The sequence below is a fragment of the Demequina activiva genome (genome assembly GCF_016862815.1).
Taxonomy (GTDB): Bacteria; Actinomycetota; Actinomycetes; order Actinomycetales; family Demequinaceae; genus Demequina; species Demequina activiva.
This window is the reverse complement of the sequence record NZ_BONR01000001.1, coordinates 285277-301086: the sequence shown is the minus strand read 5'-3', so window position 1 is coordinate 301086 and position 15810 is coordinate 285277. Positions and strand designations below refer to the sequence as shown.

General features: G+C 71.8%; 15 protein-coding genes and 1 riboswitch. Of the genes, 11 read left to right on the top strand and 4 right to left on the bottom strand.

From position 1 onward, the window contains the following. Genes Dac01nite_RS01450 through Dac01nite_RS01435 form a run of 4 tightly spaced genes read left to right on the top strand, consistent with a single transcriptional unit; the run spans window position 1 to window position 3863 of the window. A complete protein-coding gene (locus Dac01nite_RS01450) occupies window positions 1–402 on the top strand; it encodes a cytidine deaminase (protein WP_203653000.1) in 402 nt (133 codons plus the stop codon). Then, complete coding sequence (locus Dac01nite_RS01445) at window positions 399–1706, top strand: thymidine phosphorylase (RefSeq protein ID WP_203652999.1); 1308 nt, start codon at window positions 399–401, stop codon at window positions 1704–1706. Before Dac01nite_RS01450 ends, Dac01nite_RS01445 begins: the two co-directional genes overlap by 4 nt. Before the next feature lie 13 nt (window positions 1707–1719). Beyond that, entirely contained in the window at window positions 1720–2739 is a 1020-nt protein-coding gene (locus Dac01nite_RS01440; RefSeq protein ID WP_203652998.1) for a hypothetical protein, read from the top strand. Between the two features lie 56 nt (window positions 2740–2795). Continuing rightward, complete coding sequence (locus Dac01nite_RS01435; protein WP_203652997.1) at window positions 2796–3863, top strand: adenosine deaminase; 1068 nt, start codon at window positions 2796–2798, stop codon at window positions 3861–3863. Window positions 3864–3896: 33 nt separating this feature from the next. Here Dac01nite_RS01435 and Dac01nite_RS01430 read toward each other — a convergent pair whose 3' ends face one another. Beyond that, window positions 3897–4211, bottom strand: a complete 315-nt coding sequence (locus Dac01nite_RS01430; protein ID WP_203652996.1) for a DMT family transporter — start codon at window positions 4209–4211, stop codon at window positions 3897–3899. An 11-nt stretch (window positions 4212–4222) separates the two neighbouring features. Further along, a riboswitch (guanidine-III (ykkC-III) riboswitch) is annotated at window positions 4223–4285 on the bottom strand. Window positions 4286–4385: 100 nt separating this feature from the next. Here Dac01nite_RS01430 and deoC point away from each other — a divergent pair. From deoC to Dac01nite_RS01400, 6 genes are all read left to right on the top strand, one after another. Continuing rightward, window positions 4386–5057 carry a deoxyribose-phosphate aldolase gene (gene deoC, locus Dac01nite_RS01425; RefSeq protein ID WP_203652995.1) on the top strand — a complete coding sequence of 224 codons (672 nt, stop codon included), beginning with the start codon at window positions 4386–4388 and terminating at the stop codon, window positions 5055–5057. Window positions 5058–5186: 129 nt separating this feature from the next. Continuing rightward, window positions 5187–5816, top strand: a complete 630-nt coding sequence (locus Dac01nite_RS01420) for a hypothetical protein (protein WP_203652994.1) — start codon at window positions 5187–5189, stop codon at window positions 5814–5816. Further along, entirely contained in the window at window positions 5813–6331 is a 519-nt protein-coding gene (locus tag Dac01nite_RS01415; RefSeq protein WP_239066448.1) for an RNA polymerase sigma factor, read from the top strand. The genes Dac01nite_RS01420 and Dac01nite_RS01415 overlap by 4 nt, the downstream gene beginning before the upstream one ends. A 4-nt stretch (window positions 6332–6335) precedes the next feature. Then, complete coding sequence (locus Dac01nite_RS01410; RefSeq protein ID WP_203652993.1) at window positions 6336–6791, top strand: helix-turn-helix transcriptional regulator; 456 nt, start codon at window positions 6336–6338, stop codon at window positions 6789–6791. Window positions 6792–6801: 10 nt separating this feature from the next. After that, window positions 6802–7206: a VOC family protein gene (locus Dac01nite_RS01405; RefSeq protein ID WP_203652992.1), complete on the top strand. Its 405-nt coding sequence runs from the start codon at window positions 6802–6804 to the stop codon at window positions 7204–7206. Window positions 7207–7276: 70 nt separating this feature from the next. Then, on the top strand, window positions 7277–9634 hold the full coding sequence (locus Dac01nite_RS01400) for an ATP-binding cassette domain-containing protein (protein WP_203652991.1): 2358 nt from the start codon (window positions 7277–7279) through the stop codon (window positions 9632–9634). An 84-nt stretch (window positions 9635–9718) separates the two neighbouring features. On the opposite strand, the gene Dac01nite_RS01395 is transcribed toward Dac01nite_RS01400, so the two are convergent. Both Dac01nite_RS01395 and Dac01nite_RS01390 read right to left on the bottom strand, forming a co-directional pair. Next, window positions 9719–11434, bottom strand: a complete 1716-nt coding sequence (locus Dac01nite_RS01395) for a phospho-sugar mutase (protein WP_203652990.1) — start codon at window positions 11432–11434, stop codon at window positions 9719–9721. Next, window positions 11431–12231, bottom strand: a complete 801-nt coding sequence (locus Dac01nite_RS01390; RefSeq protein ID WP_203652989.1) for a purine-nucleoside phosphorylase — start codon at window positions 12229–12231, stop codon at window positions 11431–11433. The genes Dac01nite_RS01395 and Dac01nite_RS01390 overlap by 4 nt, the downstream gene beginning before the upstream one ends. 112 nt (window positions 12232–12343) lie before the next feature. On the opposite strand from Dac01nite_RS01390, the gene Dac01nite_RS01385 reads away from it, so the two are divergent. After that, window positions 12344–13744: an NAD(P)H-quinone dehydrogenase gene (locus Dac01nite_RS01385; RefSeq protein ID WP_203652988.1), complete on the top strand. Its 1401-nt coding sequence runs from the start codon at window positions 12344–12346 to the stop codon at window positions 13742–13744. 3 nt (window positions 13745–13747) lie between these two features. Here Dac01nite_RS01385 and Dac01nite_RS01380 read toward each other — a convergent pair whose 3' ends face one another. Next, a complete protein-coding gene (locus tag Dac01nite_RS01380; RefSeq protein WP_203652987.1) occupies window positions 13748–15796 on the bottom strand; it encodes an endonuclease/exonuclease/phosphatase family protein in 2049 nt (682 codons plus the stop codon). Window positions 15797–15810: the final 14 nt, after the last annotated feature.

Genomic DNA, 15810 nt, shown 5'->3' with positions numbered 1-15810 from the left:
ATGACCCAGATCGACTGGGAGAGCCTGCGCGCCCACGCACGGGACGTCACTGCCCGCGCCTATGTGCCGTACTCCAAGTTCCCCGTGGGCGCGGCGGCGCTCACCGAGTCCGGCGAGGTGGTGGTGGGAGCGAACGTCGAGAACGCCAGCTACGGGCTCACGCTGTGCGCCGAGTGCGCGCTGGTGTCCAAGCTGCACGTCGACCACGGCGGAGCGCGCCTGGTCGCTTTCACGTGCGTCGACGCCCATGGCGCGCTGCTTGCACCGTGCGGCCGGTGCCGTCAGCTGCTCTTCGAGCACGGCGGGCGCGCACTGCTGGTCGACACCGCGGACGGGGTCGTGACCATGGACGAGTTCCTGCCCGGCGCGTTCGGGCCCGACGATCTGGGGAGGGTGTCATGACCGAGCGCCACGATGCCGTGGACGTGATCCGCACCAAGCGCGACGGCAAGACCCTGAGCGACGACCAGATCGACTGGGTGGTCGACGCGTACACCCGCGGCGTGGTCGCGGACGAGCAGATGAGCTCTCTCGCGATGGCCATCCTGCAGCGCGGCATGGGCCGCGAGGAGATCGCCCGCTGGACGGCCGCGATGATCGCCACGGGAGAGCGCCTCGACTTCTCCGACCTGGGCCGCCCCACCGCGGACAAGCACTCGACGGGCGGCGTCGGCGACAAGATCACGCTGCCGCTGGCTCCGCTGGTGGCCGCTCACGGCGTCGCCGTGCCGCAGCTGTCCGGCCGCGGGCTCGGCCACACCGGCGGCACGCTCGACAAGCTCGAGTCGATCCCCGGATGGCGTGCGTCGATGTCGAACGAGGAGATGCACGCGCAGCTGAAGGACGTCGGCGCGGTGATCTGCGCCGCCGGCTCCGGCCTGGCGCCAGCCGACAAGAAGCTCTATGCGCTGCGGGACGTCACAGGAACCGTCGAGTCCATCCCGCTCATCGCCTCCTCCATCATGTCCAAGAAGATCGCCGAGGGCACCGGCTGCCTGGTGCTGGACGTCAAGGTGGGCTCCGGTGCCTTCATGAAGGACCTCGACCAGGCGCTGGAGCTTGCGCGCACGATGGTCGCGCTGGGAACCGATGCGGGCGTCACCACGTCCGCGCTGCTCACTGACATGTCGACTCCGCTGGGCCTGGCGATCGGCAACGGCCTCGAGGTGACCGAGTCCATCGAGGTCCTCGCCGGTGGCGGTCCCGCGGACGTGGTCGAGCTCACGGTGGCGCTGGCGCGCGAGATGCTCGCCGGTGCCGGCGTCACCGACGTCGACCCCGCCGATGCGCTTGCCGACGGGCGGGCCATGGACGCCTGGCGGCGGATGATCTCCGCTCAGGGAGGCGACCCGGATGCATCGATGCCGGACGCTCCCCATGTGGAGGAGGTGCGGGCACAGTCCGACGGCATCATCACCCGGATCGATGCGCTGGGCGTGGGAGTCGCCGCCTGGCGCCTCGGGGCGGGGCGCGCGCGCAAGGAGGATCCCGTCCAGGTCTCCGCCGGCGTCACCCTGCACCGCACCCTGGGGGAGAAGGTGTCCAAGGGAGACGTCATCATGACGCTGCACACGGAGACCGAGGGCCGCATGCCGCGCGGATTGGCGGCGCTCGCCGAGGCATGCGACGGCGCCGGAGCCGTCGAGATCGGCGACGCCGCAGTGGAGCGCGAGATCATCCTGGACCGGGTGGGCACGTCCACATGACCGGCGCGCCCGCGTGACCGGCTGGACGGTCACCTCCTCCGCGGCCCGCCTGGGCCGCCTGGTGGGGCTGCGCGGGCGCTGGACCACCCCCTACGCCGCCGCCCACGCGGCGGGCCGAGCGCAGCGCGGCGGTGGCGGACACGGCGACACCGTGTTCGCCCGGGCGTACGCACGGCGCCTGGCCCGCGCATCGGCCGCTGACGCGAAGGCGCTCGCGACGGCGCTGTCCGAGGTGGGCGAGGACGCGGACGTCATCCGACGGGCAGCCGCGTCCGGAGCTCCCATCGCCGCGATCGCGGCGCTCGCCGCCGGCTGGGCGAACCTGCCGTCGACTGCGCGGGCCGTCATCCGCGAGCCCGCCGGCAGCGGCATGGGCGCGCTGCGCTACGGCGGAGTCCGCGCGAGGCAGGTCGACCGGACCACGTGCGGCGCGGCGGTGATGGCCGTGATGCTGATGACCGGCGACCCGCTGGTCGCGGCGTGGCTCATGACGGGCCGGCACTGTGGCGACTACCTGCCGCCCGAGGTGCTGCGCATCGTCGTGTCGGAGCGTCCCTCGCGGACCATCGAGGAGCGCTGGAGCGCTCTGCAATCCGTGCTCCATGACCAGGTGCGCGCCCGGGGGCTGGCGGTGCTGCCGTGGCCCCGCAGGTTCGGGACGCCGCCGTGGCGGGTGGACGAGGAGACGCGCTTCGCCGGCGTCGCGTTCCGCGGCGCGATCCTGGACGACACCAGCACCGACGTGGTCGCGGCCGCGGTCGCGCACGCCTCCGCCGCCCTGCGCGACGGGATCCCGGTGCCGATGTTCACCGGCGGCGACTCCTCGGGCGGGCTGTCCCAGGTGATGCCCCGGCATGTGGTGCTCCTCGTGGGGCGCACGTCCCACGGCTTCGCCGTCTACGAGCCGGGGACGGGCCGGGTGGTGCCGCTGACCGAGGCGCGACTCTACGGTCCTGGCCCCCAGGAGCCGGCCTACGGGCACTGGACCCGGGCGTGCTGGATGGTGCTCCCTCAGCGCAAGAGCGAGGCCTGAGGGCGCATCGCGCGCGGCGGTGCGCGGGTCCCGCGCAGCGCGGCTAGCCTGGTGTCATGACCCTCACTCACGACGAGATCGTCGCCCTGCCCAAGGTACTGCTGCACGACCACCTCGACGGCGGACTGCGCCCAGAGACCCTCATCGAGCTCGCCGCCGAGATCGGCCACGAGCTGCCCACGACGAACCCGGAGGAGCTCGCGCGCACGTTCGCGGAGAATGCGAACTCCGGCGACCTCGTGCGCTACCTCGAGGCCTTCGCCCACACCACCGCCGTGATGCAGTCCGAGGCCAACCTGCGTCGTGTCGCGCGTGAGGCCGTCGTGGACCTCGCCGCCGACGGCGTGATCTACGCCGAGCTGCGCTACGCACCCGAGCAGCACGTCTCCGGCGGTCTGGATCTCCAGGAGGTGGTCGAGGCCGTGCAGGCCGGCATCGAGGAGGGCATCGCCGAGGCCGCCGAGGCGGGCCACGGCATCCGCGCCGCAGCGCTGCTGGACGCGATGCGCCACCTGGACCGCTCCGCCGAGATCGCTGCGCTCGCGATCGTCAACCGCGACAGGTGCTGCGTGGGCTTCGACATCGCCGGGCCCGAGCTGGGCTTCCCGGCATCGAACCACGCCCCGGCCTTCGCTGCCCTGCGTGCGGCGCACATGCCCGTGACCATCCACGCCGGCGAGGCCGATGGTGTGGACTCGGTGAGCGACGCGCTGTTCCACGGCGCGCGCCGCCTGGGTCATGGCGTGCGCATCCATGAGGACATCGACGGCTTCGACGGCGACGAGCCCGTGCTGGGCGTCGTGGCTCGTCACGCTCTCGACCAGCAGATCCCGCTCGAGTGCTGCCCCACAAGCAACGTGCAGACCGCGGCCGCGCCGTCCATCGAGGACCACCCCATGCACGCGCTGCGCGACCTGGGCTTCGCCGTCACCGTCAACACCGACAACCGCCTCGTGTCGGGGGTGTCGATGTCCGGCGAGTTCGGCGTGCTGGTCGAGGCAGGCTGGACCAAGGAGGACCTGCTCGAGGCGACGCTGGCCGCCGCCTGGGGCGCGTTCCTGCCCTACGAGGAGCGCGGCGACCTCGCCGAGCTGATCCTCGAGGGCTTCGGGATCGAGCTCTAGCACGGTGCCCTCGGGGGCTGCGTCGCGGCGCCGTCAGTGCGCGAGCTTGAGGCCCACGACGCAGCCCACGATCCCGAGGATCAGGAGTGCCTTCACGACGGAGAAGGACTCGGCGCCCGTGGCCATCGCGTAGATGACGGTCAGTGCTGTGCCGATGCCCACCCAGATCGCGTACCCCGTGCCCACGGGGATGGTGCGCAGCGCGTATGCGAGTCCGCCCATGGATGCGACGAGCGCGACGCCGAACACGACCGACGGCCACAGGCGCGTGAAGCCGTCGGTACGGCTGAGCGCGGTGGCCCAGACGGCTTCGAGGACACCAGAGACGATGAGGACGATCCACGACATGACGTGCTCCCGATGAGACGTCTTGTCGTGCTGCCGGGTACGTCACCTCGTCCGGGAGCCGGGGTGGGCTCTGCCGGAAGGTTCTCACGCGGCCGATGCGCGGGCAACCTCGGGTGATGAAGGTCACCACCGCGTAGGCTGGAGCCAGACCATCTGACCCTTGAGGAGCCTCTCATGACCCTGTCCCGCACCCAGCTCGCCCAGTTCGTCGACCACACCCTGTTGAAGCCCGAGGCGACTCCGGCGGATGTCGAGGCACTCATCGCCGAGGCCGCCGATCTGGGGGTGTTCTCGGTGTGCGTCTCACCGTCGATGCTGCCGGTGACGGTTCCGGAGGGTCTCGCGGTCGCGGTCGTCTGTGGGTTCCCGTCGGGCAAGCACCACTCATCCATCAAGGCCGCGGAGGCCGCGATGTCGATCGCCCAGGGAGCAGACGAGGTCGACATGGTGATCGACATCGCCGCAGCGAGAGAAGGCCGCTTCGACGAGGTTCAGGCGGACGTCGCTGCGGTGCGCAAGGCCGTGCCGGAGGGTGCGATCCTCAAGGTCATCATCGAGTCCGCCGCACTGTCCGACGAGGGGATCGTGGGCGCATGCCAGGCTGCGGAAGCCGCCGGTGCAGACTTCGTCAAGACGTCCACGGGGTTCCACCCCGCTGGCGGCGCGACGGTCGAAGCCGTGCGGCTGATGCGGGAGACGGTGGGCGACCGGCTGGGCGTCAAGGCCTCCGGCGGCATCCGCACGGCAGAGGACGCACTGGCGATGATCGATGCTGGCGCCACACGCCTGGGCCTGTCTGGTACGAGAGCCGTGCTGGACGGGACGGGGTCCACCGACTCCTACTGACTGCGGCTTCAGGGCCCCAGCGGTCCGTGAGTGTCGCTTCCCAGGTGCCAGCGCGTCCTGGCGGTCAGCATCGTCGTTCCCCGTCCTTCCGGACATGTACCGGGTGGAGGCGAACACCGGGAGGACGACATGACCCACACCCTTGACGAGCGACTGGACAGCTCGGCGCCTGCGACCACCGCGCCCACCGCCGATCGCGCCGAGGCACTGCGGCATCTGATCAGCGCCACGGGGCCGCGGCGGCGCACCCGGCTCCGCGCCGGGGCAGCGGTGGCCGGTGGGCTCGCGCTGCTCGGCGTCGGGTCAGTGGCCGCGGCCGATGCGTGGGGCTGGACGTCCTGGTGGGCGGACGACGCGGTCAGCGAGGTGACGTACACGCTGCCCAGCGGCGCCGTGTGCGAGGGGATCCTCGGCAACTTCCGCGGCGCCGCGGAAGAGGTGCAAGCAGCCGAGGAGTTCATGGCGCAGCCCGACCTCCTCGACCGTGTCGACGTCGAGACGCACTACGCCGATGCCCGTGCCGCGAACTACGTCGCCATTCTCGACGACGGCATCGAGGTGGACGCCGGCCCGGGCACGCCGTACTGGTCGGCGGACGATCGCTACGCCCAAGCGGTGGGCCTCGCCACCTCGGATGCGCTCCATGACCATCTCAGGGACGTGGGCGTGCTCGAACGCCTGAGCTACGAGGCGGAGAGCCGCTGTCCGGGCCTCGTCCCCGCCGAGCTGCGATCACGCGAGATCCGGAGCGACTGGTGAGCAGCGCAACCGAGCGCCTCGAGCCGGCCCTGCGCTCGAACGCCGACGCCCTCCTCGCCTACCTCGAGCGGCGCATCGGCCCGGATGACGCTCCAGACGCGCTCGCCGAGGTCATGACGGTCGCGTGGCGCCGCGAGCGCGACCTCCCCGCTGAGTCGGATCAGGCGCGCATGTGGCTCTACGGCATCGCCCGGAACGTGCTCGCGAACGCGCATCGGAGCCGTGTTCGCCGCCACCGCCTCGCACACCGGCTCCGCATCCTCGCGAGCGCCGCGCCCTCGGCAGCGGCCGACGACGGCGCAGAGGTCCGCAGTGCCATCGCCGCGCTCGATCCAGGACTCGCGGAGATCGTGCGGCTCCGCCACTGGGAGGGCTTCAGCCTGGCCGAGATCGCGCAGATCCTGGACGAGCCGGCGTCCACCGTGCGCAGCCGGTACTCGAGGGCCCGGGAACAGCTCGCCGCCGCGCTGGGGGAGCCCACCGAGGCGGCGTCCAGCAGCCGGGTGCGATCATGAAGGGGTGAGCCCCGCATCGGCCCTCCCGCGCGACCCGGCCGCACGCCTGCAGGACCTCGCTCGCCTGAGGCGGGTGCGCGACCGCATCGACCGCGAGCACGCGCAACCGCTGGACGTCGAGGCGCTCGCTGCGGCGGAGCACATGTCCGCCGGGCACCTGAGCCGGCAGTTCAAGGAGGCGTTCGGCGAGAGCCCCTACTCGTATCTCATGACACGGCGCGTCGAGCGAGCCATGACGCTGCTGCGGCGCGGCGATGTGTCCGTGACGGAGGCGTGCTTCTCCGTGGGATTCGGATCGCTGGGGACCTTCTCCACGCGCTTCGGCGAGCTGGTGGGGATGCCGCCCCGTGAGTACCGGGAACGCGCGGCAGCGTCGCCCATCGACCTGCCCACACTGATCGTCAAGCACGCCACCCGACCCGTCAGGAATCGAGAAGCGCCGCCGCCCCTGCGCGCGTAGCGTGAGCGCCATGGACATCTCGATACAGCACACGTTCATCCCGCACACCGACCCCGAGGCGTCTCTCGCGTTCTACCGCGACAGCCTGGGCTTCGAGGTTCGTCAGGACGTCGGCTCCGGCGCGATGCGCTGGATCACGGTGGCCCCCGCGGGCTCGACCACGTCCATCGTGCTCACGCCACCTGCCGTAGACCCGGGCGTCACCGACGGCGAGAAGCAGACCATCGCCGAGCTCATGGCCAAGGGCGCGTATGCCGCGCTGGTGCTCGCCACCCTGGACGTGGACGCCGCCTTCGCGACGATCGAGGCCACCGGCGCCGAGGTGGTGCAGGAGCCGCAGGACCAGCCGTACGGCGTGCGTGACTGCGCGTTCCGCGACCCCGCTGGCGCGATGGTGCGCCTCCAGCAGCGCTGAGCCCGCGCATCGGCCGCACGGACGCGGCCCTGCTGGCAGAATCTCCTCACGCCCACGTCCAAGGAGCCTCATGACCGAGCACGCCGCCGACGCCCATGACCTCATCCGGGTCGAGGGCGCACGTGAGAACAACCTCAAGGACATCTCCGTCACCCTGCCCAAGCGGAGGCTGACGGTCTTCACCGGAGTCTCGGGCTCGGGCAAGTCGTCGCTCGTGTTCGAGACCATCGCGGCAGAGTCCAGGCGCATGATCAACGAGACCTACAGCTCGTTCATCCAGGGCTTCATGCCGTCGCAGTCCCGCCCGGACGTGGACGTGCTTCAGGGCCTCACGACGGCGATCATCGTGGACCAGGAGCCCATGGGCGCGAACGTGCGCTCGACCGTGGGCACCGCGACGGACGTGCACGCGATGCTGCGGATCCTGTACTCGCGGCTGGGCTCCCCGCAGATCGGGCCGCCGCAGGCATTCAGCTTCAACGTGGCGACGACGAGTGGCTCCGGCTCGGCGACCGTCACCCGCAAGGACGGCTCGACCGTGCGTGAGCACCGCGAGTACAGCGTGACCGGCGGGATGTGCGTGCGCTGTGAGGGCACGGGCCGGGTGAGCGAGCTCGACATGTCGCAGATCATCGACGAGTCGAAGTCGCTGGCGGAGGGCGCGCTGACGATTCCCGGCTACACCGCTGACGGCTGGATGGTCCGCATCTTCACCGAGTCCGGCTTCCTCGACCCGGACAAGCCGGTGGGCTCGTACTCGAAGCGCGAGCGCGACGACCTGCTCTACAAGGAGCCCACCAAGGTCAGGCTCGCGGGGATCAACATGACCTACGAGGGCCTGATCCCCAAGATCACCAAGTCCATGCTGTCCAAGGACCCGGACGCGATGCAGCCCCACATCCGCGCCTTCGTGGACCGCGCGGTGACCTTCGCGAGCTGCCCCGACTGCGACGGCACCCGCCTGAGCGAGCTCGCACGGTCCGTCACGGTGAACGGCAAGGGCATCCACGAGCTCGCCGCGATGCAGATCAGCGACCTGGCCGCGTGGATGAGCGAGCTCGACGAGCCGTCGGTGGCGCCGCTGCTGGCCGCGCTGCGCGACACGCTCGACTCTTTCGTGGAGATCGGGCTCGGGTACCTGTCGCTCGACCGCGCGGCCGGCACGCTGTCAGGCGGCGAGGCGCAGCGCACCAAGATGATCCGCCACCTCGGGAGCGCACTGACCGACATCACCTACGTGTTCGACGAGCCCACGGTGGGACTGCATCCGCACGACATCGCGCGCATGAACAGCCTGCTGCTGCGACTGCGCGACAAGGGCAACACCGTGCTGGTGGTGGAGCACAAGCCCGAGGCGATCCAGATCGCGGACCACGTGGTCGACCTGGGACCCAGAGCCGGGCGCGAGGGCGGCGAGATCTGCTTCGAGGGCACCGTGGAGGGGCTGCGCGGCTCCGGCACCCTGACCGGCCGTCACCTCGGATACCGGGCCACCCTCAAGGACGCGGTGCGGACGGCGACGGGTGCGATCGAGATTCGGGGTGCGTCCCGGCACAACCTCAGGGACGTCGACGTGGACGTGCCGCTGGGCGTGCTGACGGTCGTCACAGGCGTCGCGGGCTCCGGCAAGAGCAGCCTGATCCACGGTGGGATCAGGGCCGATGCTGGGGTCGTCACGGTGGATCAGGCACCCATTCGGGGGTCGCGGCGCTCGAACCCGGCGACCTACACGGGAGCGTTGGAGCCCATCCGCAAGGCGTTCGCGAAGGCCAACGGCGTGAAGCCGGCGCTGTTCAGCGCGAACTCCGAGGGCGCATGCCCCGTGTGCAAGGGGGCGGGCCTGATCTTCACCGAGCTGGGCGTCATGGAGACCGTGTCGAGCACGTGCGAGGCCTGCGAGGGCCGGCGCTTCAACGCGGAGGTCCTGGAGTACACGCTCGCCGGCCAGTCGATCGCGGACGTCCTGGAGATGCCCGTCGAGCGCGCCCACGCGTACTTCTCCGGGGCCGAGGCCGCGAACCCGGCGGCGGCGAAGATGCTGGGGCACATGGTCGACGTGGGCCTCGGGTATCTCGCTTTGGGCCAGCCGCTCACGTCCCTGTCCGGCGGAGAGCGCCAGCGCCTGAAGCTCGCGACCCACATGGGGGACAAGGGCGGCGTCTACGTGCTCGACGAGCCCACGACCGGCCTGCACCTGGCGGACGTCGAGCAGCTGCTGGCGCTGCTGGACCGGCTCGTGGACGACGGTAAGACGGTGATCGTGATCGAGCATCACCAGGCCGTGATGGCGCACGCGGACTGGATCGTCGACCTGGGGCCCGGCGCGGGCCACGACGGCGGGCGCGTCGTGTTCGAGGGCACGCCGGCACAGCTGGTCGCTGATGCCTCAACGCTCACGGGAGAGCACCTGCGCGCGTACGTGAGCTGACCCCCAGGGCGCACGGAGAGCCCGGATTCGACACTGACGGACCGCTGGCGCGCTCAGGCGGGGGCGAGGGCAGGGGCGGGGGCGCTAGGGGAGGAGCGCCTTGACGTCCGCCTCCAGCGCCTGCATGGCCTCCTCGGCCGCCGCGCGGGCCAGAGCGACGTCCGTGACGCCCTCCCCCACCGGTGCGATGACCTCGAGGTACGCCTTGACCTTGGGCTCGGTGCCCGAGGGTCGGATGATCACGCGCGCGCCCGACTCGGTCGCGAGGTGCAGCCCGTTGGTGGGGGGCAGGCCCAGGAAGCCCTCGTTCATGTCGTCGGTCGCGGACACCGGTGAGCCGGCGAGCGTCGATGGCGGCGAGTCCAGCAGGCGCTGCATCAGGTCCGGGATCAGGGCGACGTCAGCGAAACGAGCGGAGACCTGGCGGGTGAGGTAGACGCCGTGCTTGCGGGCGAGGTCGTCGACCGCGTCGGCGAGCGTGCGGCCCTCGGCCTTGAGGTCCGCGACCAGGTCCGCGACCAGCACCGCCGCGCTGATGCCGTCCTTGTCACGCACCAGGTCAGGCGCGACGCAGTAGCCCAGCGCCTCCTCGTAGCCGAACAGCAGGTGAGGCTCGCGCCCGATCCACTTGAAGCCGGTCAGCGTCGACTCGTGGGTGAGGCCGTACGAGTGCGCGATCTGCGCGAGCAGCTGCGAGGACACGATCGAGTTGGCGAGGACCGAGCCCTGGCGGACGTCGGCGGTCGCGGCGATGCGCTCGCCCAGCACGCAGCCCACCACGTCGCCGTGGAGCATGCGCCACTCGCCGTCCACGATGGTCGCGACAGCGCAGCGGTCGGCATCGGGGTCGTTCGCGATCACCACGTCCGCGTCCACCGACCGTGCGAGCTCCAGCGACAGGTCGATCGCGCCGGCCTCCTCCGGGTTGGGGAAGGCGACGGTCGGGAAGTCGGGATCCGGCTCGGCCTGCTCGGGGACCGTGTGCAGGTCCGTGAAGCCCGCCTGCTTGAGGGCGGCCTCGACCGTGTCGCCGCCCACGCCGTGCAGCGGCGTGAGGACGATGCGCACCTTGGCCCGCGCATCGGCCGTCGCGTCGTCCACGTCACCGCCTACCGCGCTCACGGCGCCGATGTACTGATCGATGACGTCGTCGCCCAGCGTGGTCCAGCCGGTCTCGGCGCGGGGAACCTCGGCCACGGACGAGACCGCGGCGATGCGCGAGGCGATCTCCGCGTCGAACGGCGGCACGATCTGCGCGCCCTGGCCCTCGTCCGTGACCACGCGACCGCCCAGGTAGACCTTGTAGCCGTTGTCCTGAGGGGGGTTGTGCGACGCGGTCACCATGACGCCCGCGTCCGCGTCGAGCGAGCGCGTGGCGTAGGCCAGCACGGGCGTGGGCAGGGTGCGGGGGAGCAGCAGGGCCTCGTGGCCGGCCGCTGTCATCACGGCGGCGGTGTCGACCGCGAACTGACGCGAGCCGTGACGGGCGTCGTACCCGATCGCCACGCGCGCCGGTCCCTCGATGCCGTGCTCCGCGAGCGCGTCCGTCAGGTAGCGCGCGAGGCCCGCGGCGGCGCGGATCACGACCGCGCGGTTCATGCGGTTCGGGCCCGCGCCGATCGCGCCGCGCAGCCCCGCGGTGCCGAACTCGAGGGTGCCGCGGAAGCGGTCCTCGAGGTCAGCCGTCGCGTCGGCGGAGCCGTCGCGGTGGGCCGCCAGCACGGCGGCGAGCTCCTCGCGCGTGGCGGGGTCGGGATCGTCCGCGATCCACGCGGCGGCGAGGCCGGCGACGTCCGTCATCGCATGCCCTCCACGATGTCCGCGAGCAGGCGGGAGATGCGCGGACCGGAGGAGGCGCCCACGTCGAGCACCTCTGAGTGGTCCAGCGTCTCGCCGCCGATGCCGGCCGCGAGGTTGGTCACGAGCGACAGCCCGAGGACCTCCATGCCGGCCTGGCGGGCCGCCAGCACCTCCAACGCCGTGGACATGCCCACGAGGTTCGCGCCCAGGATCGAGGCCATGCGGACCTCTGCCGGAGTCTCGTACTGCGGCCCCGTGAACTGCATGTAGACCCCGTCCGGAAGGTCCGCGTCGATGGACCGTGCGAGCTCGCGCAGCCGCGGCGAGTACGCCTGCGACATGTCGACGAAGCTCGCCCCCTCGAGCGGCGTCGCGCCCGTGAAGTTGATGTGGTCCGCGAGCAGCACCACGGAGCCCGGTCCCACCTCGGGGCGGGTCGAGCCGCAGCCGTTGGTGATCACCAGCTGCGTCGCGCCGGCGGCGGCGGCCATCCGCACGCCGTGGGCGACCTTGCCGGCGTCCCGCACCTGGTAGAAGTGCTGGCGCGAGCCCAGGACCAGCACGTGGCGGCCGTCCTCCGTGCGCAGCGCCCGCATCATCGAGCTGTGTCCCGCGACCGCGTGAGCGTCGAACCCGGGGATCTCGGCGGCCTCGATCGAGCCCACCTCCTCGCCGATGAGGTCGGCCGCGCCGCCCCATCCCGAGCCCAGCACCAGGGCGATGTCGAAGGATTCCACGCCGGTCGCGGCGCGGAGGGTCTGGGCGGCCTCGGCCGCTCGAGAGGTCGCATCGGTCATATGCCGAGACTATCCCCGTTGACGGCCGCTCACCTGCCGTGACGCCGGGGCGTGCCCGGCCTGTGCGCGGGTGCGTGACGCGTGCGGCCGCCGCCTGGGGGACAATGGAGCAATGGCAACGCGCATCGTGATCATCGGCGGCGGACCGGGAGGCTACGAGGCGGCACTGGTGGCCGTCAAGGAAGGCGCGGAGGTCACCCTCATCGAGCGCCAGGGTCTGGGCGGCAACGCCGTGCTCACGGACGTGGTCCCGTCCAAGACCATCATCGCCACCGCGGAGTGGCGCACCATCGCTGACCGCGCCCCGCAGCTGGGCATCCGGGACACCGACGGCTCGGACTCCGCGGAGTTCTCCGAGCACATCGTGGACATGGCGGCCGTGAACGCGCGCATCCGCAAGCTGGTGCTCAAGCAGTCGCACGACATCGCGACGCGCATGGCCCAGAACGACATCCGCGTGATCGACGCCCGCGCGCGGCTGGTCAGTCCCACGCAGGTGGAGGCCGACGGCGAGATCATCGAGGCGGACGCGATCCTCATCGCGACGGGCGCCCGCCCTCGCCTGCTGCCCAGCGCTCAGCCGGACGGCGAGCGCATCCTCACATGGACCCAGCTGTACGACCTCACCGGTCTTCCGGAGCACCTCATCGTGGTGGGCTCAGGCGTCACGGGCGCCGAGTTCGCGGGCGCATACCGACTGCTCGGATCCGAGGTCACGCTGATCTCCAGCGGGGAGCGCGTGCTCGCCGGTCAGGATCCGGAGGCCGCTCAGCTGGTACAGGAGGTGTTCGCGTCCCGCGGCATGAACGTGGTGGGCGGCGCACGAGCTCAGGCGGTCGAGAGCACCGGCGACGGCGTGCGCGTGACGCTCGCGGACGGCCGCGTGGTCGAGGGTTCTCACTGCCTCATGGCCGTGGGCTCCGTCCCGAACACCCAGGACATGGGACTGGAGGAGGCGGGCATCGAGGTCGACGATCGCGGATACATCCGCGTGGACCGCGTCTCCCGCACCAGCGCGCGCGGCGTCTACGCGGCGGGCGACTGCACGGGCGTGTTCCCGCTCGCCTCGGTGGCCGCGACCCAGGGCCGCATCGCGATGGCGCACGCGCTGGGCGACGCCGTCCAGCCCATCGAGCTGCGCCACGTGTCCTCCAACGTGTTCACCACGCCCGAGATCGCATCCGTGGGCTCGACCGAGGCGGAGCTGATCGAGCGCGGCATCTTCTACGAGGTGTCGAAGCTCGAGCTGGCGCGCAACCCGCGCGCGAAGATGCTGGGCATCGACACGGGCTTCGTGAAGATCTTCGGTCACACCGTCACCGGCCAGATCCTGGGCGCCGTCATCACGGGCTCGCGCGCCAGCGAGCACATCTTCCCGCTGTCGCTGGCCGTGGCGCACCACCTCACGGTGGATGACGTCGCCAGCGCGTTCACGGTGTACCCGTCGCTGTCCGGCACCACCTCCGAGGTCGCGCGGCGCCTGCACCACATGCAGGATCCGCAGGGCAGGTAGGGGCTACTCGGAGTCCGTGCTGGGGGAGGCCGTCGCGCTCGTCGACGGCGACGGGCTGGTGCCCGCCTCGGGCTGGATCTCGTTGAGGTCCTCGCCGGCCTCGGTGGGCGCGGTCGCTCCGGTGGCGACGCGCGCCAGCAGCGGCAGGTGGTCCGACCACGGCACGCCGAGCGTCTCGATGTCGCGGAACTCGACGCCTCGGCCCATGAGGTAGTCGAGCGTCAAGGCCTCGCCTCCCGCCGGGTCCGTGCCCAGGTAGGTGACGCCGGAGGTGCCGGCGACGTCCTGAGCGCTCGCGAAGCCCGCATCGGACAGCACCGCCAGCACCGCGGAGGACGGGACATCGCCCAGGTCGCCTCCGATCACCAGCGGCTGGGGCACGTCGAGCCAGTCGATCAGGGCCTCGGCCTGAGCCTCGCCCCCGCCGATCTGACGGGGATCCAGGCGCGTGGAGGCGAAGGTCGCGCCCATGAAGTCCACTGCGACGGCGCTGCGTGCGTGCGGACCGTCCCCTGCGGGCAGGGTGATGCTGCGGGGGTTGGCGTGCTCGCGAGACGTGAGGATCGCATTGCCGAACTGCGGCCCGTCCGCGCCGGCGTAGGCGTACGGCAGCTGCAGCTCGCCAGCCAGGTACTCCAGCACATCGGCGCCACCGCCGGCGAGCCAGCCGCGGCTGACCTCCTGGAGCATCACCACGTCCGCTGCAGAGCCGCGGATGGTGGCGGCGACCTCGTCGAGGCGCACGTCGGGCCCGCCCGTGACCTCCGGCTGCACGCCGTGGTTGACGCTCCACGTCATGGCGGTGGGGGCCGGCAGGAAGTTCTCGGACAGCGCGCGAGGCGTCTCGTAGGTGGTGAAGGTCCACGCCGCGAGGGCACCGGCCACGACGAAGCCGAGCGTCGCGCGCAGCAGCACCCCAGGAGCGATCCACGGTGCACGCGCGCGGTCGGGCGTCGCGCGGGTGGCGCCGTCCCCGACGTCGGCGCCGGCGCTGCTCGCCTCCGGCCGCGGCGCGGCCGTCCACGCCCTCCACACCGCCCCCACGATCACCGCGGCACCGGCCACCACCATCACGACGGCCGCCGTGCCCGGCAGGGTGACCTGCGCGTCGAGCTGGACCAGCAGCATCGGCACCACCACGGCCAGTCCCAGCACCGTGGCGGCGCCCAGACGGCGGCCCGGTGCGCTCGGGGTGGAGCGCATGACGCTGGCGGCGGCAAGGCTGAGCACGGAGACGGCCACCGGCAGCGCGATCGCCGCGGCGAGGCCTGGCCGCAGCATCAGGACGCTCAGCGCGCCCAGCCCCACGGCCCCCAGCACCGTCACGGTGACGCGCGACGTGACCGTGGCCTGGCCAGCGAGCAGGGCCGCCGTGCTCAGCGACGCGATGGCCAGCAGCGCGGTGGCCGACATGCGCAGTCCCGTCTGGGCGTTCAGCCATGAGACGTTCGCGAAGGCGAGCACCATCAGGGACCACAGCAGGCCGTAGGCCCACCACCCGCGTGACGATGCGCTGGGCTCCAGCCGCATGGTCCGCCATCCGCTCGCGAGGGCGAGCAGGGCGACGCCGGCGATCGCGACCCAGCCCAGCAGGTCGCCGCGCCACACGGCATCCCACGTGCGCAGCACCGTCTGCTCGGCCACCGCGGCGGCGGCGCCCAGCGCCGTGCCGGCCAGCAGCGTCGGGGAGCCGCCGTTGCCCATGGCGACCCGCGCGGCCAGCACCACCACAGCCAGGCTGAGCGCCGTCAGGTACAGAGCCGCGGATACCAGCCATGCGCCGCCCAGGAGCGGCAGGCCCAGGCGGGCGAGAGCGACCACTCCGAGGAGGAAGAGCACCACCACGCCGTGTCCGAAGTGACGTCCGGCCAGCGCCGCGATCCACGCGAGCACGCCGCCGGAGGCGAAGGTGAGGAGCGCCGCCCCCACGGCGAAGGCGGCGCCAGAGTCGGCGAGGCTGGACAGGAGCGGGCCGGCGGCGCGGATGGCGTCGATGAGAATCCATGACGCCACGGCCACGAGGCCGAGCACGCGACGCTGAGCGATGTCCATGCGGGACACGCTAC